This window comes from Arthrobacter sp. P1_B11, from assembly GCF_056406715.1.
The window spans coordinates 74,841-92,978 of sequence record NZ_JBFTZQ010000007.1; the positions used below are offsets into that span (position 1 = coordinate 74,841).

Annotated in this window: 16 protein-coding genes and 1 riboswitch; of the genes, 10 read left to right on the forward strand and 6 right to left on the reverse strand. The window is 66.2% G+C overall.

The window, feature by feature from the left end:
* Positions 1–3: 3 nt before the first annotated feature.
* A complete protein-coding gene (locus AC1D14_RS07505) occupies positions 4–1,572 on the reverse strand; it encodes an FG-GAP-like repeat-containing protein (protein WP_230118187.1) in 1,569 nt (522 codons plus the stop codon).
* A 229-nt stretch (positions 1,573–1,801) separates the two neighbouring features.
* On the opposite strand from AC1D14_RS07505, the gene AC1D14_RS07510 reads away from it, so the two are divergent.
* From AC1D14_RS07510 to AC1D14_RS07540, 7 genes are all read left to right on the forward strand, one after another.
* Complete coding sequence (locus AC1D14_RS07510) at positions 1,802–3,526, forward strand: multicopper oxidase family protein (protein ID WP_230118186.1); 1,725 nt, start codon at positions 1,802–1,804, stop codon at positions 3,524–3,526.
* 1 nt (position 3,527) lies between these two features.
* Positions 3,528–4,340 carry a hypothetical protein gene (locus tag AC1D14_RS07515; protein WP_230118185.1) on the forward strand — a complete coding sequence of 271 codons (813 nt, stop codon included), beginning with the start codon at positions 3,528–3,530 and terminating at the stop codon, positions 4,338–4,340.
* Positions 4,341–4,350: 10 nt separating this feature from the next.
* Positions 4,351–5,055 (forward strand): LacI family DNA-binding transcriptional regulator, encoded by a 705-nt coding sequence (locus tag AC1D14_RS07520; protein ID WP_230118184.1) that lies wholly within the window; start codon positions 4,351–4,353, stop codon positions 5,053–5,055.
* Positions 5,056–5,484: 429 nt separating this feature from the next.
* Positions 5,485–6,393, forward strand: a complete 909-nt coding sequence (locus tag AC1D14_RS07525) for an ABC transporter ATP-binding protein (RefSeq protein ID WP_476882069.1) — start codon at positions 5,485–5,487, stop codon at positions 6,391–6,393.
* Entirely contained in the window at positions 6,393–7,304 is a 912-nt protein-coding gene (locus tag AC1D14_RS07530) for an ABC transporter permease (RefSeq protein WP_230118182.1), read from the forward strand. Before AC1D14_RS07525 ends, AC1D14_RS07530 begins: the two co-directional genes overlap by 1 nt.
* Before the next feature lie 33 nt (positions 7,305–7,337).
* Positions 7,338–8,738, forward strand: coding sequence for an LLM class flavin-dependent oxidoreductase (locus tag AC1D14_RS07535; protein WP_230118181.1), 1,401 nt, complete (start codon positions 7,338–7,340; stop codon positions 8,736–8,738).
* Between the two features lie 19 nt (positions 8,739–8,757).
* Positions 8,758–9,258 carry a flavin reductase family protein gene (locus tag AC1D14_RS07540; protein ID WP_230118180.1) on the forward strand — a complete coding sequence of 167 codons (501 nt, stop codon included), beginning with the start codon at positions 8,758–8,760 and terminating at the stop codon, positions 9,256–9,258.
* Between the two features lie 30 nt (positions 9,259–9,288).
* On the opposite strand, the gene AC1D14_RS07545 is transcribed toward AC1D14_RS07540, so the two are convergent.
* Complete coding sequence (locus AC1D14_RS07545; protein WP_230118179.1) at positions 9,289–9,957, reverse strand: GNAT family N-acetyltransferase; 669 nt, start codon at positions 9,955–9,957, stop codon at positions 9,289–9,291.
* Between the two features lie 216 nt (positions 9,958–10,173).
* Between AC1D14_RS07545 and AC1D14_RS07550 the strand changes: the two genes are divergently transcribed.
* Complete coding sequence (locus AC1D14_RS07550) at positions 10,174–10,776, forward strand: NADPH-dependent FMN reductase (RefSeq protein WP_230118178.1); 603 nt, start codon at positions 10,174–10,176, stop codon at positions 10,774–10,776.
* Positions 10,777–10,791: 15 nt separating this feature from the next.
* Here the strand turns inward: AC1D14_RS07550 and AC1D14_RS07555 are convergent, their stop codons facing one another.
* Positions 10,792–11,814 (reverse strand): bile acid:sodium symporter family protein, encoded by a 1,023-nt coding sequence (locus AC1D14_RS07555; protein WP_230118177.1) that lies wholly within the window; start codon positions 11,812–11,814, stop codon positions 10,792–10,794.
* A gap of 161 nt (positions 11,815–11,975) precedes the next feature.
* Between AC1D14_RS07555 and AC1D14_RS07560 the strand changes: the two genes are divergently transcribed.
* Positions 11,976–13,115, forward strand: coding sequence for a GGDEF domain-containing protein (locus tag AC1D14_RS07560; RefSeq protein WP_230118176.1), 1,140 nt, complete (start codon positions 11,976–11,978; stop codon positions 13,113–13,115).
* A 172-nt stretch (positions 13,116–13,287) separates the two neighbouring features.
* Here AC1D14_RS07560 and AC1D14_RS07565 read toward each other — a convergent pair whose 3' ends face one another.
* The 3 genes from AC1D14_RS07565 to AC1D14_RS07575 form a co-directional block, all read right to left on the reverse strand.
* On the reverse strand, positions 13,288–14,100 hold the full coding sequence (locus AC1D14_RS07565) for a C40 family peptidase (protein ID WP_476968257.1): 813 nt from the start codon (positions 14,098–14,100) through the stop codon (positions 13,288–13,290).
* Between the two features lie 3 nt (positions 14,101–14,103).
* Positions 14,104–14,292: riboswitch (cyclic di-AMP (ydaO/yuaA leader) on the reverse strand.
* Between the two features lie 122 nt (positions 14,293–14,414).
* On the reverse strand, positions 14,415–15,917 hold the full coding sequence (locus AC1D14_RS07570; RefSeq protein WP_230118174.1) for a SulP family inorganic anion transporter: 1,503 nt from the start codon (positions 15,915–15,917) through the stop codon (positions 14,415–14,417).
* A 6-nt stretch (positions 15,918–15,923) separates the two neighbouring features.
* Complete coding sequence (locus tag AC1D14_RS07575) at positions 15,924–17,030, reverse strand: GTP pyrophosphokinase (RefSeq protein ID WP_230118173.1); 1,107 nt, start codon at positions 17,028–17,030, stop codon at positions 15,924–15,926.
* Between the two features lie 267 nt (positions 17,031–17,297).
* On the opposite strand from AC1D14_RS07575, the gene AC1D14_RS07580 reads away from it, so the two are divergent.
* On the forward strand, positions 17,298–18,128 hold the full coding sequence (locus AC1D14_RS07580; RefSeq protein WP_230118241.1) for an alpha/beta hydrolase: 831 nt from the start codon (positions 17,298–17,300) through the stop codon (positions 18,126–18,128).
* Positions 18,129–18,138: the final 10 nt, after the last annotated feature.

The following is an 18,138-nucleotide window of genomic DNA, read 5'->3' on the forward strand; positions in this document are numbered from 1 at the left end:
GCATCAGCGGACGAGCGTGCGGATGCCGCCCCAGCCTGTCCCGATGGTGCCCGGTGCTCCCCACCGGCCCTGGCCCAGCGGGTAGTAGCGCAGCGCGCCGTCGTGGAACAAAACGGTCAGGCCGCGGGTGCCGGCTCCCTGAAAACTGTAATTGGCGGTGATGCTGCGGGCGCTCCAGCCGGTGCCGATTTGCGGGCGGGCTTCGCTCAGGAAGTTGCCCCTCCCGTCCTGGCGGTAGAGGCGGAGAATCCCGTCCCGGCCGGAGGCCAGCAGATCCGGGCGGCCGTTGTTGTCCCAGTCCGCGATGGTGAAGTTGGAAACGTTGCCCCATCCGCTGCCTACCAGGCGCCGGGTGCCAAGCCCGCGGCCTGCGGGGTTGTCGTATAGCCACAGCTTGCCCGCGACGTCGCGCGCCAGAACACCCGGATACCTTCGTGAGGTGTCCCAGGTCCCGGCCGTGATGGTCAGCTGCTGCCACCCGCCGGCCCCGGCGGTAAACGCGGCGCCGAAACCGCCAGCCGGCCGGCCGGGGTAAACGGTCAGCGTTCCGTTGGGCCACTGCGCCAGCAGGTCCAGGGTGCCGTCACGGTTCCAGTCAATCTTTGAGACGGAGCGCGCGGATCCCCACCCTTTGCCGATGGCCGCGCGCTGGCCGAGGCCGCCATTGCCCAGGGCGGGGTAGTTCCACAAGGTTCCATCCGATGCCACGGCCAGAACATCGGAGCTGCTGTGGATAGAGGCAAGCGACTTGCCGGCAGTGTCCGAGGGCCCTGTCCTTGACGCGGAACGGAAAACGTCGCCCACCGCGCCCATGACGATTCGGTCCCCGGGCCGGCTGGTCCGGAGGAGACGGGTCACGGTGGAGAGGGTGGTGGAGATACAGCCAGCCGACGGAACGTTGCCGGCGTGGAAGAAGATGGCGTACGAGGCTCCCTGGATGGTGGAGGCATCGGGAAGGCGGTTGTAATTAATCACCGCGGCCTGCTCGTAGTAGCCCTGGTTCATGAAGGTCCACAGGTTTTCGTCGGCCGGCCCGCCGGCGCCTTCAAAATACTGGTTGTAAGTACTCCCGCGCTCGCCGCCCCAGCGCGAGGACGGTTTGATGGTGCGGTACCTCAAAGCCGTGCCCGGATTCCGCCGTCCCAGGGCCTCGGTGACGGTAAAGGACCCTGTGGGTGAGCGGTTGGTGTCTTCCCACGCCTTTCCAGGTGCGGAAAAGCCGTTGATGCCTGCGAATCCTGTGGTTTGCCATTCAGTGCTGTACCCGGATGCTGTTTTCACGCAGCTGGTAATCGCCACCTGGGTGCGGTTCCGGTCCGTGGCGGTGGCAAACGTGACACGCGGGGCGCCGTACGTGTTGAACTGCACCTGCCCTGCGGTGAGCCGGGAGCAGGCGTTGTAAACCTGGGCTGCGTATACCTGGGCCGCGGGGACCGTAGCGGACTGGGCGGCGGGAACGTTGGCCGCCGCCAGGATGGTGACCACGGCGGCAGCGATGAAAGTGGCCAGCCGCCGCGCCCGGTGCGACGGAGCGCGGCGTGACGGAGCCCGGTGCGATGGAAAAAGCGTCAATTAATCCCCCAAATAAATGCGCGGCATTGCCGCACGGCTTTGTCCGCGCCAGCGGATGTCCCCAATCTAAACCACCAATTCGGGTGGGCACGCCTGCACACCGAATTCCTCCCCCAAGGTTTTCAGAAGTCCGTTGGCGCACGATGGCTGTGTTCCACACCACAGGCAGTTGTGCAGGAAACTCGCGGCCGGTGTTCCTTCGAACACCGCACAATTCTTGGAGGAAGTCATGGCAACACGGAGAGACGTGCTGAAACTGAGCATGCTTGGCGGCGCTGTTGCCCTCACCGGGACCAACGGCGGCGCCGCCCTGGCCGGTGTGCCGGCAAAGGGCGGCGCGGACGATGCGGGATCGACGCCGATCACCACTCCCAGCAGGCTCTCGGCGAGCAACACGCCGGTTCCGTACACTGCAACGTTCCGCCGGCCTCCCGAGTTGCTCCCCTACTCGACCGGCAGGGACCCCAGCGGCCAGCTCTTCGCGAAGTATTCCCTGTCGCAAAAGCTGGGCAAGGCCCAGATAGCCCCGGGACTCTCCACCACGATTGCCGGCTATAACGGGACGTTTCCAGGCCCGACGATCCGCGTTCCTCAGGGCACCCGGACCGAGGTGCGGATCAGCAACCGCCTGCCGGCGCAAGGCCTGCTGTACACGGAGCCGTTCAACACCGTCACCCACCTCCATGGCTCGGCCTCGCTGCCGCAGTATGACGGGTATGCCAATGACCGCACGGCTCCGGGCAAGGTGAAGAACTACCACTACCCGAACTGGCAGGCTGCCCGGACGCTCTGGTACCACGATCACAACCACATGCTCACCGCGCAGGGTGTGTACTCCGGCATCGCGGCCATCTACGCCCTGTCGGACAAATATGAGCAGGCGCAGCTGCCGCAGGGCGAGTTCGACGTGCCGATCCTGGTCTCTGACGTGATGCTGAACGCGGACGGTTCCCTCGGCTACAACGACAACGGCCATGCCGGGCTGTGGGGCGACATCATCACGGTCAACGGCGTGCCGTGGCCCACCATGAAGGTCAAGCCCAGGATCTATCGCTTCCGCTTCCTGGTAGGCTCGATCACCCGGTCCTACCGGTTCGCCCTGTCCACCGGTGATCCGTTCTACGTGGTGGGCACCGACGCCGGGATGACGCCGAAGGTCCAGGCGGTTCCGTCGTGGCGGCAGGGCACTGCCGAGCGGTACGAGGTGCTCATCGACTTCCGGAAGTACAAGCCCGGGCAGACCGTGGAGCTGCGGAACCTGAGCAACAAGAACAACGTGAACTTCGCCAACACCGGCAAGGTGATGAAGTTCCAGGTCGTGGCCAACTCCCCTTCCCCGGCAGGATCCAGGAGCATCAGCGCCATCCCCTCGACGCTGGACATCGGCGCACACCCCACAAAGGCCGCGGGCGGGATCGAAACCATGGCACTGACCCCCGACATGGCCGTGGCCAAGAGAATCCTGCGGGTTCAGCGCAAGGGCGGAGAGTGGACCATCAACGGCGAAACGTGGGACACCGTGGAGAAGTCCAACTTCACCCGCTGTTTCGCGAACCCACAGCGCATGCAGGTGGAGCAGTGGACCATCGTCAACGAATCAGGCGGCTGGTTCCACCCGGTCCACATCCACCTGATCGACGGAAAGATCATCGGCCGGAACACGAACGGCGGCAAGCCGTTCGCCTGGGAAGGCGGTCCCAAGGACGTGTTCTATGCGGGCGAGAACGAATCGGTCACCGTGCTGATGCAGTTCGACACCGGCAAACACCTGGGCGGCCGCTACATGGTCCACTGCCACAACCTGGTCCACGAGGACCACGACATGATGGTCCAGTTCGCGGTCGGAGACCTCAGGAACAACGACCCCATCAACGCCGACAAGCCCGTCTGGGAAACGAAGCCCGAAGGGTCCTACGCATCAAAGTACAAGGCCGCCTACCCGGCAGGAACGTGACATGAACCGAATTCTCCTCATCGCCCCGGCAGTGCTGCTGTCCCTCTCGCTCAGCGGTTGCACCGGCGGGGTCCAGTCCAGCCCCTCAGCCACCCCGGCCCCAGCCGCCTCTTCGTCTGCGGCCGCCGCAGCAGACCAGGTGCTGGCCCAGGCGGAGGAGGGGCAGGACCTGGGCAACGGCCGGCCGGTGGTCAGCAATGACGGGCTGATGGTGCGCCGCCGCGTGGTGATCGCCGTCCACTCAGAGCTGGACGCCGACGTCGCGGGCATCCGCAAGAAGCTGGAAGCGGCCGCGGGGAACACCAAGCTTTCCAACATCTCCCCGGACGTGCTCGAGCCCGCGGTGCTCCAGCAGGTGGTGCCCGAAGTCATCGTGGCACTCCCCGCCACAGCCACGCTCGACGACGGCCGCGCGATCGTGAACCGCGCCACCCAAGAGGGCACCGGGAAACTTGGCGTCAACAACTTCTTCGTCCTCCCGGCCCTGGTCCACGACCTCCGGTTCAGCGTGGGCTCCGCCAACCCCACGGCATTGTCGGCGGCCGTGGACAGGGAGGGAATCGTCTCCGACGCGCTGGGGAACTATGACACCGCCATTAAGGACGGACAGCTCAGCATCAGCTACACGGGACCGCTCCTGGGCGATGAAATCGTCCAAAGTGTCCGTACCGGCATCGCACGGCCGGCCCACGCGGCGGCGTCCACCGTTACAGTGGGCCCGAGGTCCACGACGGGAACCGGTGTGGACATGGCCATCGAGCCGGAGTGGGATCCGGAACAGCTCGCACCCATTACCGACCACCCGCACAAATGACGGCCGCAAAATGAAGCTTGGATCGAACCCCACTATCCGCGACGTTGCCAACAAGGCCGGGGTTTCCCTGACCACTGTGTCCTACGTGCTGTCCGGAAGACACGGCGGCACCACCAGGATCAGCCAACCAACCCAGGACCGTGTACTCGCCGCCGCAGCCGGCCTGGGCTACGTGGCCAACAAAGCGGCCCGCGGGATGCGGCTGGGCCGGACCGACGTGATCGCCATTGCCGTCGGTGACCTGGAATGGCCTCCGGACCGTGCGCTGGCCACGGCTGCCTCGGCCATCCTCCCGAAGCACGGTTACCAGTCGGTCATCATGCTCGGCGAGGCGTGGCGGCAGTTCATGCTCGCGGGCTGCGCGGACGGGATCATTGTGGCGGGCCTGCCGCGGGACGCCCGTGAGGACGGCACCGTCACGGAGTTGGCCAGGCGAGGAGTCGCGCAAGTCGTCATTTCGACGGCAATGCAGCCGGCCGGTTTTGATGTTCTGGTTCCCGGCGCTGCCCAGCAGGCGTCATCCGCCGCGGGTTCGGAATCGATTCCCGAACGGGCCGTCGCCATGCTCGTGGACCGGTTGGTGGGGAACGCACCGCCCGACGGCGTCCGTGTCGCAGCACCGCGACGGCTGACGCTGCGCGGCACCTCACTGGACGTTTACCGTGCGGTTCCGTCCGCCGTCGACGCCTTCTCCTCCCGGATCGCCCGCACCTAGGCGCGAACGGGGCCTCAAGTGTTCGTCCGCGCTCAAGCTGACGCTGTGCCTCGACGCTGCCGCGTAACAATCAACGTTGGGCGCCTCCCTTGCCCAGCCAGCCCCGGGGTGGCGCGTTTTACGACGGCTCCTGTCACATGCCGTAGCGGTACTTAGTCCCGGCGTCACAATGGCCCCTTGGCGGGCCGGAGCGCCCGAACTCAGCGGCTCAGAAGTCGCTGCGCGTCGCCCTTCTTACGGACTGTTGCCCTGTGTGTCCGCCCCGGCCCGTGACCGCCCGGACGGCTCCGGGCGGAAGCGCATTACGCCCGGTTTCCCCGCGTGAACAGGCCCTTCAGGCGCGCATTCATCTCTGTTCTGATGGTGGACAGAAGCCAACCACCGGCACCATCACGAATCTCAGACGACCTGCTGAAGGGAACCCCCGACATGACCTCCGGTACCGGCCCCCCACCGAAAATAAGCCTCGAGAACATCACCAAGAAATTCACTGTCCGGCCGACCAAGGAGAACCCCGAGGGGTCCGTCCTGACGGCACTCGACGGAATCTCCCTGGACGTGTCCGCCGGCGAATTCATTACCCTCGTAGGCCCGAGCGGCTCCGGCAAAACCACACTCCTTGACCTCCTTGCCGGCCTGACCAAACCGGACACCGGCAGAGTCCTCGTGGACGGCAGGGAAGTCACGGGACCGGGCCGGGACCGCGCCGTCGTCTTCCAGCAGTACGCACTCTTCCCGTGGCGCACGGCGGCAGCGAATGTATCCTTCGGGCTTGAAGGAACGGGCAGCGACGGCAAGCGCTACAGCCGCAAGGAGCGTGCAGAAAAGGCCCGCGAATATCTGGACCTCGTAGGCCTGGGTGGTTTTGAGGACCGGTACCCCCATGAGCTCTCCGGCGGGATGAAACAGCGGGTGGCCATCGCACGCAGCCTGGCCTATGAGCCGGACGTCCTGCTCATGGACGAGCCGTTCGCGGCACTGGACGCACAGACGCGCGAGCAGCTTCAGACGGAACTGCTGCGCATCTGGGCCACCACCGGCAAGACCATCATTTTCATCACCCATGGCATTGACGAAGCCGTTTACCTGGGACAACGCGTGGCGGTGCTCAGTTCCCGGCCTGGCCGGCTCAAGCAGATCGTTGACATCGACGTCGGAGACCGGTCCGGAGATGAGGATGTCCGCTCCAACGCAGCGTTCGTTGAGCACCGGCACAAGGTCTGGTCGCTGCTTCACGACGAAGTCCGGCGGGCACAGGAAGCCGGGCACGCCAAGATCCAGCCGGACGGCTCAGCGCCGGACGAAGCAAGGAACGTCTCCACCGGAAAGGCAGCATGATGAGCACTCCGACACTGACAAAAGATCCAAACACCCTTGCCGCGCCGGCCCCGTCCCCGGCGACCAAAAGACGGGGAATCAAGCCGCGTTCCTGGGCTCCGAATACCGGCGCAGCCCGGTTCCGCTCAGGTGCCAGACGCGCTGGCCGGGGCATCTGGGGCTCCGGCGCCATCATCCTGTTCCTGCTGCTCTGGGAACTTGGCCCCATCTACCTGGCGCCCGCCTCGACACGCGTATTCCTTCCGCCGCTGCATGTGGTGCTTCAGGCCCTGGCCCGCCTCGTCGAGAACGGACAGCTGCAGAACCACCTGGCAGCGAGCCTCACCCGCTCGGCCAGCGGCTTCGGCATCGCCGTGGTGGCAGCCGTGGCCCTTGGCCTGCTGGTCGCCTGGTACCGGTCGCTGGACCAGTTTCTGAATCCCCTGCTGGAAGTCTTCCGGAACACGGCCGCGCTGGCGCTGCTGCCGGTCTTCACACTGCTCCTGGGGATCGGGGAAATATCAAAGATCAGCATCGTGGCCTACGCCGCATTCTTCCCGGTGCTGCTGAACACCATCGCCGGCGTGCGGACCGTGGATCCGCTGCTCATCCGCGCCGCCCGGTCCCTCGGGCTGTCCAACTTCCAGCTCTTCCAGAAGGTCATCCTGCCCTCTGCCGTGCCCACCATCTTCACGGGCATCCGGATGGCCGGGACATCCTCCATCCTGGTGCTCATCGCGGCCGAAATGGTGGGTGCCAAGGCCGGCCTGGGCTACCTGATCGTGAATTCGCAGATGAGCTTCCTCATCCCGGACATGTATGCGGGGATCCTGACCGTTTCGCTGCTCGGCCTGCTGGTCAACTACCTGCTGGTCGCCGTCGAACGTCATTTTTCCCGCTGGCGCACCGCCGTCGGATCCCAGGCCGCCTGAGCGGCGTCAGACTCTTCGAAAAGGAACCAAGCCATGACAAAACCATCCAAGCGCGACGCCGACGGCGGACGCCAGCTGCACCTGAACGCGTTCCTCATGAGCACCGGACACCACGAGGCATCGTGGCGGCTCCCGGAAAGCGACAGCTTCGCGGGCACGCAGGTGGCGCACTTCCAGCAGCTGGCCCGGACTGCCGAGCGCGGAACGTTCGATTCAATCTTCTTCGCCGATTCGCCGGTGCTCCATGGTGATGTTGGCCAGCGACCCTACGGCACGCTCGAGCCCACGCTGCTGCTCAGCGCCATCGCGGCCGTCACGGACCGGATCGGGCTGATCGCCACCGCCTCCACCACCTACAACGATCCTTACAACCTGGCCCGGCGATTTGCCTCACTGGACCACATCAGCGGCGGCCGGGCCGGCTGGAACGTGGTGACCACAGCCGGCGAGGCCGCCGCGCGGAACTTCTCGCTGGAAGACCAGCCGGCGCACTGGCGACGCTACGAGAGGGCGGCCGAATTCCTGGACGTTGCGCGGAAGCTCTGGGACAGCTGGGAGGACGAGGCGCCGGTAGGGGACAAGGCAGCCGGCGTCTGGGCGGACAGCTACCGTGTCCATGCCGTGAACCATACCGGCCGGTACTTCCGGATCCAGGGACCGCTGGACGCGCCCCGTCCGCCGCAGGGCCATCCGCTGATCGTCCAGGCCGGTTCCTCAGAGGACGGAAAGGACTTCGCGGCCCGCTACGCCGAGGCAGTCTTCACAGCGCAGCAGACGCTGGCGGAAGCCCAGCGGTTCTATGCGGACCTGAAAAGGAAGACCGCCGCCGTGGGAAGGGACCCGGAGACGATCAAGATCCTGCCGGGCATCGTCCCCATCATCGGCTCCACCGAGCAGGAAGCACGACGGCTGGAACGCCAGCTCGACGAGCTCATCCACCCCGAGCACGCGCGGAAGCAGCTGGCAGGCGTCCTGAGGGTTTCTCCGGAGTCCCTCCCGCTGGACGCCCAGCTGCCGGAAGACCTCCCCTCGGAGGATGAGATCGAGGGGGCCAAGAGCCGGTACACGCTGATCGTGGAGCTTGCGCGGCGGGAGCGGCTGACCGTCCGCCAGCTCATTGGGAGGCTTGGCGGCGGCCGCGGCCACCGCACGTTCTCCGGCACGCCGGAGCAGGTGGCCGACGCGATCCAGGAATGGTTCGAGAAGGGCGCGGCGGACGGGTTCAACATCATGCCGCCGGTGCTTCCCTCCGGGCTGGACGCCTTCGTGGACCACGTCATCCCCATCCTGCGCGCACGCGGGCTGTTCCGGCGCAAGTACACCGGGCGCACGCTCCGTGAACACTACGGGCTGGCCCGGCCGGCGAACACCTTCGCGGAAGCCGTTGACCTATCCGAACTGACGGGAAGAGAACTCCTTGTTTCTGAATCGTGAGCCCTTGAACCGTGAGCCTTTGAAGCGTGATCTGGACCCGTCCTCGCTGCGCGAAGCCTTCGGCCACGTCCCGTCAGCCGTAGCGGCGTTGTGCACCCTCGTGGACGGGGCTCCGCAGGGAATTGTGGCGTCGACCTTCACCGTGGGCGTGTCATTGGACCCGCCGCTGGTGATGTTTGCCGTGCAGAACAGCTCCCGCACCTGGCCGCTTGTCCGGGCAGGCGGACGGATCGGAGTCTCGGTGCTCGCTGCCTCCCAGCGCGACGTCTGCCGCCAGATTGCGTCGAAATCGGCGGAGCGCTTCGCCGGCGTCGACATCACCACCACCGGGCCGGGGGCAGTATTCCTGAACGACGCCGGGCTCTGGCTCGACTGCTCGGTGGAAAGCGAAGTCCCGGCCGGCGACCACTCGGTTGTCCTGCTTCGCGTCCACGGAACATCGGTCCGGGACAACAGCGGCGATCCGCTGGTCTTCCAAGGCTCTGAGTTCCGGAGCCTGGAGCAGCCGAGCTACGTCTAGCTATTGGTGCTTCCGGGCATGGGCTTCGCCTTACTTGACCGGGGGGCCGAAGGCGAAGCCTACGCCGGCGGGCACCAGCCGGAAAGCTAGAAGTCGATCCGCATCACTACCCGCCGGGGGGGTGGGCCTGCTGACCTCGGTGAATCCGGCCTCGGCGAAGATGCTTCGGCTGCCGACGTAGAGCTCGCCCCAGCTGAACTCCTGCCCCGGCTGGGTGATCATCGGATAGCCTTCGATCGCACGGGCGCCGCGCTCGCGGGCGAAGTCGACGGCGGCATTCGCCAGTGCGCGGCTGATGCCGCGGCGCCGGAAGCCGGTGCGGGTGACGAAGCAGGTCACGGCCCAGACGGCGTCGTCGTTTTTGTCTTCGGTCCGGTCTGCCCACGGGACGCGCATCCGGAGCAGGCGCACATATGCCGGGCGGGGCTCCACCGCGCACCAGCCGGCGGGTTCGCCGCCGAGGTAGGCGACGAGCCCGGTCGTGGCAAGTTTCTCTGGACTTCCGCAGCCGGTCTGCGCGCGGAGCCGCCGGGAGCGTTCCTCGACGGGAACTGAGCGCCAGTCCTTGTCCCGGATTTTGAACCACTGGCATTGGCATCTGGAGGCCTCGCCGCGTTGGCCCATGACCGCCTGAAGGTCATCCCAAGGCGTTTCATTGGCGGGCACCACCCGGATTCCCGCATCCGCCCCATCGGTCATCTGTATTGCACCGCCTCCCCAGGACCGACCGCCTCTACGAAACCGGCCGCTTCCCCGTGGCCGGTGGTAACGACGTTGCCAGCGCCGTCCGCGGACGTCAATATCCCCGGAGGTCACCGCGCTGCCCAGCGTCGGGAGGAAGCCCCGGGAAGAACCGCCCCCGGCCATTTGTTTAGTCAATGTGGCAAGCAAACAGTTCCGGAGGGGAGACCTGCCATGACAAGGATCGCGATCGTTCTTGGAAGCACCCGGCCGGGCCGGCTGGGAAAGCCGGTGGCGGACTGGGTCATGGCGCGCGCCGCCAAACGCACTGACGCCCGGTTCGAACTCCTTGACGTGGCCGACTACGACCTCCCGCTGCTCGACGAACCGCTCCCGCCGTCCCTGGGCCACCACGACCAGGAGCACACCAAAGCGTGGGCAGACGCAGTGACCCGGTTTGACGGCTACATCTTCGTGACCGGCGAATACAACCACTCGATTCCCGGTGCGCTCAAGAACGCCCTGGACTACGTCTACGAGGAATGGAACAACAAGGCGGCCGGCTTCGTCAGCTACGGCAGCGCGGGTGGAATCCGCGCCGTGGAGCACCTGCGGGGCGTGGCTGCTGAACTCCAGATGGCCGACGTCCGCGCCCAGGTAGCGCTGCCGCTGGCCACGGAATTTGAGAACTACCGGACCTTCACGCCCTCGGAGATGGCGGAAAAGAACCTGGAAAGGCTTTTCGGCCAGGTGGTCGCCTGGGCAGGGGCGCTGAAGGCGCTTCGCAAACCCGCCGCGGATCCCGGGAACCGTCCGCACTTGGCGGCGTCTGCTTAAGCGTCCGTTTCGCCTCTAGGAATCGCGCAGCGGCTTCCGGGCGAGCCACGCGGCCACGATCGCACCGGAGATGTTGTGCCACAGCGAGAAGACGGCCGACGGCAGCGCCGCCAGCGGGCTGAAGTGAGCGGTGGCGAGCGTTGCAGCCAGGCCCGAGTTCTGCATGCCCACCTCGAAAGCCAGCGCCCTGCGGGCCTTGTCGTCCAGGCGCCCCAGCTTCCCGGCGAGGTGTCCCAGCCCCAGCCCGAAGCCGTTATGCAGAACCACGGCGAGGAACACAATGCCCCCGGCGGCCACGATCTTGCTGGCGCTGCCAGCCACTACCACTGCCACAATCAGGGAAATTACGACGGCGGACGCCCACGGAAGTGCCGGCAGTGCCTTTGCGACCAGGTTCTTGAGGAACAGCCGCGCCAGCAGCCCGGCGATGACCGGCAACAAAACCGTCTTGACGATGTCGAGAACCATGCCCCCGGCGTCGATGCTCAGGAACGATCCGGCGAGGAAGAGCACCAGCACCGGAGTGACGATCGGGGCGATGAGCGTCGAAACGCTGGCGACGGCCACTGAGAGCGCAACATCGCCCTTGGCCAGGAACGCCATCACGTTGGAAGCCGTGCCGGAGGGTGCGCAACCCACCAGGATCAGGCCCACGGCAAGCGCGGGCTCCAAGTGAAGCAGCTGTGCGATCAGCCAGCCCGCTCCGGGCATGATCACGTAGTGGGCAACGATGCCGAGCACCACCGCCCAAGGCCGCTTGGCCACCGCCGCGAAATCCGGCGGCGTGAGCGTCAGGCCCATGCAGAACATGATGATGCCCAGCAGGTAAGGAACGCCGGGGCCAAGCGGTTTGAACGCACCGGGGAGAAGGAAGCCCGCCACGCCGGCGGCGAGCACCAGCAGGGGGAAAACGGTCACGGCGACGCGGGCAATCTTCGCCTCCGCGGCCAGCGCCGGGTTCAGGGGCTCGACGGCGGCGTCAGCGGCGAGCGGAGCGGCGAGCGGAGCGGTTTCGGGTTTTGTTGTTGCCTCAAGCATCCAATAATGCTGACACTGAATTGCGCGTCGGGGAAATTCGTGAACAGATGTCAGACAAATGTGTCGGCGCTTACAAAAATTTTGGTAAGCGTCCTGATAGTTGAGCCTTCAGCGGTGCGATACTGGGTCAGCAATGAATGGGGATTCGGGGGAGATGCGGCATGGTGCTCGACACGGCAACACTGCGGGTTGCCTTTGCCGTGATGGCTCTGGCCCTGGGTCTCTTGTTTTACTTCTCGGCTTTCCGCAGTACGCGCTCCCCGTACAGCGGGTGGTGGTGCCTCGCCTTGCTGCTGTTTCTCTCGGGTTCCGCCTGCTTTCTCCTCAACGGCACGCCCCAGCAGTGGTGGGCCAATACGTTGGGGAATATCCTGCTCGTTGCCGGTGCGTCCAGTGCCTGGGCAGGCGCGCGTTCGCTGCGAACGCCGGGATACAACTTCTGGCTCCTCACCGCCGTGCCCGTCTCCGCGGGAATAGCTTCCGCTGTTGATCACCCCGGTTCGAACATCTGGTCCGGCGGCGCCGTTTTCCTGGCGTCGATGTCCCTGATGATCGGCCTCACGGCACGCGAACTGTGGCGCTTGGAGCCGGGCTATTCAAGGGTCCGTATACCCATGGCCATCGTGGCTGCGGGCGTGTCGGCGTTCTACCTGGGCCGGCTGGTCGTGTTTATCGCCGAGGGCCCGAACAGCCCAACGTTTGTCGCCTACTTCGGGTCCGCCATAACCACGCTTGTCACCATGGTGCTCCTGGCGGTGGTTTCGTTCAGCATGGCCGGGCTCAGTACCGAACAGCAGACGCGGGCGCTGCGAACCGTCGCCACCCAGGACGGCCTCACGGGCCTTCTCAACCGTTCTGCGTTCCTGGACAGAGCAGCCAAGCAGTTGCGCCGCAGCCCGCTGACCGAGAGCTTTGGATCGCTGATCCTGGCGGACCTTGATCACTTCAAATCCATCAATGACACCTACGGCCACGCGGCCGGCGATCTGGCGCTTCGGGCCTTCGCCGACGCCTGCCGCGCGACCGTCCGCTCAACTGACATCGTGGGCAGGTATGGCGGCGAGGAGTTCATCCTGGTGGTACCGGGGGCAAGCCCCTACCGCGCCGAGACCATCACGGCGGAGATCAGCCGTCGGCTCGCCGACGGCGCCCTGCCCGATGTGCCCAGGATGCCCACGGTCAGTTACGGCATCGCGCTGATCGAAGCCGGAACGGCAAGCCTGGACCAGCCGATCGCCGCCGCCGATGCCGCGCTGTACGAGGCAAAGTCCCGGGGGCGCAACCGCAGCGTGCAGGGCTAAGTGGGGCGGGCCCGCCGAGCACGAAAGAGCCGGTGCACCGCTGCCCCCAAGGCAGCGGAACACCGGCTCGTTCCAGCGCGCGGCTCGTTCCAGCGCGCGGCTCGTTCCAGCGCGCGGCTCGTTGCAGCGCGCGGCTGGAGTGCGCGGTGATGCGCACAGCGAATGCGGGCTGTTAGGCGTGGGCTCGCACGAAGGTGACCGGACCCGTGGCTGTCAGCCAGGACAGCGGGTGCACCACGGTCTCGTTGACACCGTTCATGCCGCCGCTGAGGACCTTGCCTCCGCCGACGAAGATTCCCACGTGGCCGGACTGCACAACCATGTCTCCGGGCTGGGGGGTGGAGACGACGGATCCGTAGTTCATGAACTGCATCGGAGCGAGGTCGCCCACCGGAATGCCGGAAGCGCCCAGGGCCTTCTCCACCATCGCGGTGCAGTCCTGGGTGATCCCCAGCTGTGCGTAGGCCGCCGAGACCATCGAGGCGTTCACGCTGCCGGCTGCTGCTGCGTGAGCAGGAGCCTTTGCGGGGGCCGGGGCGGCCTGGACGGTGATCTTCGGAGCCGGCGCGATTTTCGGTGCCGGAGCGGCAACAGGTGCAGCAATCGGAGCGGCAGCAGGTGCCGGGGCAGCAGCGGGGGTTGCGGGGGCCGGTGCTTCAATCACGGGCGCTTCCACCACGGGTGCCGGGGTGGACTTCACGGCGGGGCGCTCGAAGTCGATCTTGACGCTGGCGTCCGCGCTCAGCGGCGCTTGTACGTGGCTGACGGCTTCGGGGGCCGCGGCCGGGGCCGCGTTCTTCTGGGCCGGGGCGCTGGCGGCGTTCGCTGCCATGCTGCCGGTGAAGGCAAGTCCCGATGCTGCGAGGATGACGGCGGCCTGGCGTCCCAGTCCTCCGGCGTTGGCCGTGACAGCGCGGGAGACGGAAGCGAAGCGGTTTGAACGGCTGGCCGCTGTGCGGCGGGCAGGGGTAGTGCGTGACGACATGAAGGAGCCTCTCCCGATGCCTGCGAGGTGAGCTGTCGGATTCGGATGGGAGACACCCGGCCGCGCGCCTGAACGGAATCAGGAACTGTGCGGCTTCACCCCAAGGCCCGTAGAAACAGGCCGAAAATTGGTTTCCCCGTCTCTGCCGGACATGGTCTTCGAGAGGATCCCGGGCTGCGGCAGAGTTAGGCAATCAGCGCGGGAGCGCCCTCCTCGGTGAGGAAGGCACGGTTTCAACGGTACGCGAGCGAACGCCGAAAGTCACATTAAGGTAACGACACGCTGTTATGTGCGGGATTTTTGGGCTGTATGCATTAGTGCCCGGCGTTGAGTTTACCGGCCAGCCTTTCGCGCATCTGGATGCTGGCAGAGTTCAGGCCGATCAGCTCAACCTCCCGGCCGTGGCGCCGGTACTTCTCCGTCACCGCGTCCAGTACGGCGACGGTGGAGGCGTCCCAGAGGTGCGAGGCGTGCAGGTCGATGACCACTCCGGAGATGCGCGGCTCGGCGTCCTGGGCGTAGTCGAACTGCGTGTAGAGGTCGTTGGAGGAGGCGAAGAACAGTTCGCCGTCTACGGTGTACGTGGCCACGGTCCTGCCGTTCAGCTCCACCTCGGTCCGTTCAACGGTGGCGAAGTGGGCCACGCGCCGGGCGAACATGGCCATCGCCGCGAGCACCCCGACGCCGACGCCGATCGCCAGGTTGTGCGTCGCCACCACGGTGGCCACGGTAATCACCATGACAGCGGTCTCGGACCTCGGCATGCGCTTCAGGGTCTTCGGAGCCACCGAGTGCCAGTCGAAGGTGATAGCCGAAACGAAAATCATGACGGCCACCAGGGCGGCCATGGGGATCAGCCCCACGACGTCGCCCAACACCACCACCAGCACCAGCAGGAAGACGCCGGCCAGGAAGGTGGAGATCCGGCTCCGCGCACCGGAGCTCTTCACGTTGATCATGGTCTGGCCGATCACGGCACAGCCGCCCATGCCGCCCAGGAAACCGGTGAGGATGTTAGCCACGCCCTGCCCCCAGGATTCACGGGTCTTGTTGGAGCGAGTGTCCGTGATGTCATCCACGAACTTGGCTGTCATGAGTGATTCCAGCAGTCCCACGAGCGCCATGGACAGTGCAAAGGGCGCGACCACCTGGAGCGTCTCCCAGGTCAGGGGAACGTTGGGGATGAATACCGAGGGGAGGCTTTCCGGCAGCTGCCCCTTGTCCTGGACGGCGGGGACTTCGATGCCGGTAAGGACGGTGACGACGGTGAGCAGCACGATCGCCACCAGCGGCGACGGCACCGCCGTCGTGATTCGGGGAAGGCCGACGACGATCAGAAGCCCCGCTGCCACCAGCGGATAAACGAGCCACGGGACACCGATGAGTTCAGGCAGCTGGGCCATGAATACGAGGATGGCCAGCGCGTTGACGAACCCCACCATCACGGAGCGGGGGATGAAGCGCATGAGCCGTGTGACGCCGAGGGCAGCCAGCAGGATCTGGAACACGCCGGCCAGGATCACTGCGGAAATCAGGTAGTCCAGCCCGTGGCTTCGCATCAGCGGGGCGATCACCAGGGCCACGGCACCCGTGGCTGCCGAGATCATGGCGGGCCGGCCGCCCACGAAGGAGATGGTCACGGCCATGGTGAAGGAGGCGAACAGGCCGATCCGGGGATCCACCCCGGCGATCACCGAGAAGGCGATGGCCTCAGGGATCAGGGCGAGGGCCACCACGAGGCCTGCCAGCGCCTCGGTTTTGAGGCGGCGCGGGGAGCGGAGTGTTGCCCGGACGGACTGGAGCTGTTCGGGTTTCATGGGTCCCTACTTCTTGGTCTGGCGGTAGCGCTCGATCTGTTTCAGCCGCCGCAGGAGGCTGTCGCGCCGCGGGTGTGGAACGGCGTCGGGCGCCTCTGCAGTGAGGTCAATGTGTTTGGTGCCGTACTGCCAGAGGAGGAGGTCATCCAGCAGCCGGTCCGGGCCGGGGGAGTAGCGGTGGTCCAGGGCCTTGCGGACCTCAGTGATGCGGTTGGCGCTGAGGAGGCCGGCGAGCTGGACCGTCTGGTTCAGGCCGTGGGCTGCCATGAGTTCGGCGGCCCAGCCCCAGTCGTCATCCACTTTTCGGTCTACGTGCGGCAGCAGCGTACGCCAGACGTCGCGGATGCGGTTGGGCGTGAGCTGCGCCGCGCCCTCACCCTCCAGATCCCAGTAGCCGCGGACCTCCTCGTAGCGTTCATGCAGGTCCGCGAAGGCGCTCTCGACGGTTTCCAGCATGGCGGCCGTGGCCGTGAACTGGCGGTCGAAATGCGGAGTCCATGCCCGGGGGTCCTCGGCCTTGAAGCGGATGTCATGCTCGATCTCGCTCCACGCGTGCGCAAACACCGTGCGGATCTGGCATTCGAAGAAGTAGCTGCCGTTGGGCTGTGCTTCGGAGTTTAAGACGTGCTGGTACTCCTTGACGGCCTCGTTCTGGATGGTCCGCAGGATCAGGTGGCGGCTGGAGTAGCCGTAGGTCCCGGACTCAATGGAGCCGATGTCCTTCTCGCGGTCGCCGCGGCAGTCGAACAGCTGGCGCTGCCGTTTGATGAGGTTGGCCACCACGGCGTTTTCCGTGGGCAGCTTGGTGATGACGCGGACGCCCACCATGTCATTGAGCGTGCGGAACGGATCGGGGAACTTCAGCACCCTCGGGCCATCCGGCTCCAGGGACTCCTCAGTCCGCGAGATTTTTTCCCGGAAGGACTCCACGGTCTTGGTGCGGCCGGTGACGAACAGCGGCGTGACCTCGGTGTCCTTAAGCATGGTCCGGAGAGTCAGCAGGACCTCGCGGGTGACAAGCTTCAGGGCAGGCCGGACGCGCTCATAGAGTTCCACGTTTTCCTGCACGGAGTCGCGCTGACTGACGTCCAGGCGATCCCAGTTGCTTGCCATGCTCCCAAACTATCAAGGGCGTGCGACAGTCGCAGGTGTGACACCACCCGCTGCTGCCGTCGTCGGTCAGGTTGTCGGCGGTCTTCAACGCGCGGACGGCCGGGCGGCTCACCCTTCCGCGCGCCGGGAGCGGCGTCACTGTAGGCTCGGCACATGGCTGATGTGCGCCGTCGGACCCCGCTTTCCCATGGACTGCCGGGCACCGCGGCAGTGGTGACGCCGGAGGCGCTGGTCGCCTCCTGCCCACCGGGACCCAAGGAGGATGCAGTGAAGCGGCAGAAGTACCAGTACGGTGACCACCCCAGCCAATGGGGCGAGCTCTTCCTGCCGGAAACGCCGCCGCCGTCCTCGTCCCGGAACCCCAGGCGTCCGGCATTCCGCGGCGTGGTGGTGGTCATCCATGGCGGCTACTGGCGCTCGCAGTACGGTGCCGAGCTGGGCGAGCCACTGGCCAAGGACCTTGCGGCCCACGGGATGGCGGCCTGGAACCTGGAATACCGCCGGGCAGGCAACGGCGGCGGCTGGCCCCACACCTTCGAGGACGTGCTGGCGGGGATCGACAAACTCCGCGGAATCGCGGACGAGCACGGACTTGACCTTGGCCGCGTGGTGGCGCTGGGGCACTCCGCCGGCGGCCACCTCGCCGTCTGGGCCGCCGGCCGGGACCGGCTGGCAGGACTTGGCACCCCGGACGCTGACCGGCAGGTCCTGCGGAACCTCAATGGCGAGGCCGTGCATCTGACGGGAGTGGTCAGCCAGTCCGGGCTGCTCAACCTCGCCCAGGCCGACTGGCTTGATCTCAGCAACGGGGCTGTGACCAACCTGATGGGCGGCTCGGCCGGAAAGTATCCCAAGCGCCACAAATATGCGGACCCCATGAGCGCGGTTCCGCTGGACGTGCCGGTCTACGCGGTCCATGGCCTTGACGACGACACCGTTCCGATGAGCCAGTCCGAAGCCTATGCCGCGGCGGCCCGAGCCGCGGGGGCACCGGTCCAGGTGGTGAAAGTCCCGGGCGACCACTTCGCGCTGATCGACCCGAAGGCCTCGTCCTACCGGAAATGCCGGGAACTCGTGCAGGAGCTGCTCGGACTTTAGGTGCAGCGGT

Coding starts and splice junctions, on each gene's coding strand:
- AC1D14_RS07550 (WP_230118178.1), top strand. CDS start 10,174: ATGACAAGGATCGCGATCGTTCTTGGAAGCACCCGGCCGGGCCGGCTG.
- AC1D14_RS07575 (WP_230118173.1), bottom strand. CDS start 17,030: ATGGCAAGCAACTGGGATCGCCTGGACGTCAGTCAGCGCGACTCCGTG.
- AC1D14_RS07530 (WP_230118182.1), top strand. CDS start 6,393: ATGAGCACTCCGACACTGACAAAAGATCCAAACACCCTTGCCGCGCCG.
- AC1D14_RS07560 (WP_230118176.1), top strand. CDS start 11,976: ATGGTGCTCGACACGGCAACACTGCGGGTTGCCTTTGCCGTGATGGCT.
- AC1D14_RS07510 (WP_230118186.1), top strand. CDS start 1,802: ATGGCAACACGGAGAGACGTGCTGAAACTGAGCATGCTTGGCGGCGCT.
- AC1D14_RS07520 (WP_230118184.1), top strand. CDS start 4,351: ATGAAGCTTGGATCGAACCCCACTATCCGCGACGTTGCCAACAAGGCC.
- AC1D14_RS07525 (WP_476882069.1), top strand. CDS start 5,485: ATGACCTCCGGTACCGGCCCCCCACCGAAAATAAGCCTCGAGAACATC.
- AC1D14_RS07565 (WP_476968257.1), bottom strand. CDS start 14,100: ATGTCGTCACGCACTACCCCTGCCCGCCGCACAGCGGCCAGCCGTTCA.
- AC1D14_RS07570 (WP_230118174.1), bottom strand. CDS start 15,917: ATGAAACCCGAACAGCTCCAGTCCGTCCGGGCAACACTCCGCTCCCCG.
- AC1D14_RS07545 (WP_230118179.1), bottom strand. CDS start 9,957: ATGACCGATGGGGCGGATGCGGGAATCCGGGTGGTGCCCGCCAATGAA.
- AC1D14_RS07515 (WP_230118185.1), top strand. CDS start 3,528: ATGAACCGAATTCTCCTCATCGCCCCGGCAGTGCTGCTGTCCCTCTCG.
- AC1D14_RS07555 (WP_230118177.1), bottom strand. CDS start 11,814: ATGCTTGAGGCAACAACAAAACCCGAAACCGCTCCGCTCGCCGCTCCG.
- AC1D14_RS07535 (WP_230118181.1), top strand. CDS start 7,338: ATGACAAAACCATCCAAGCGCGACGCCGACGGCGGACGCCAGCTGCAC.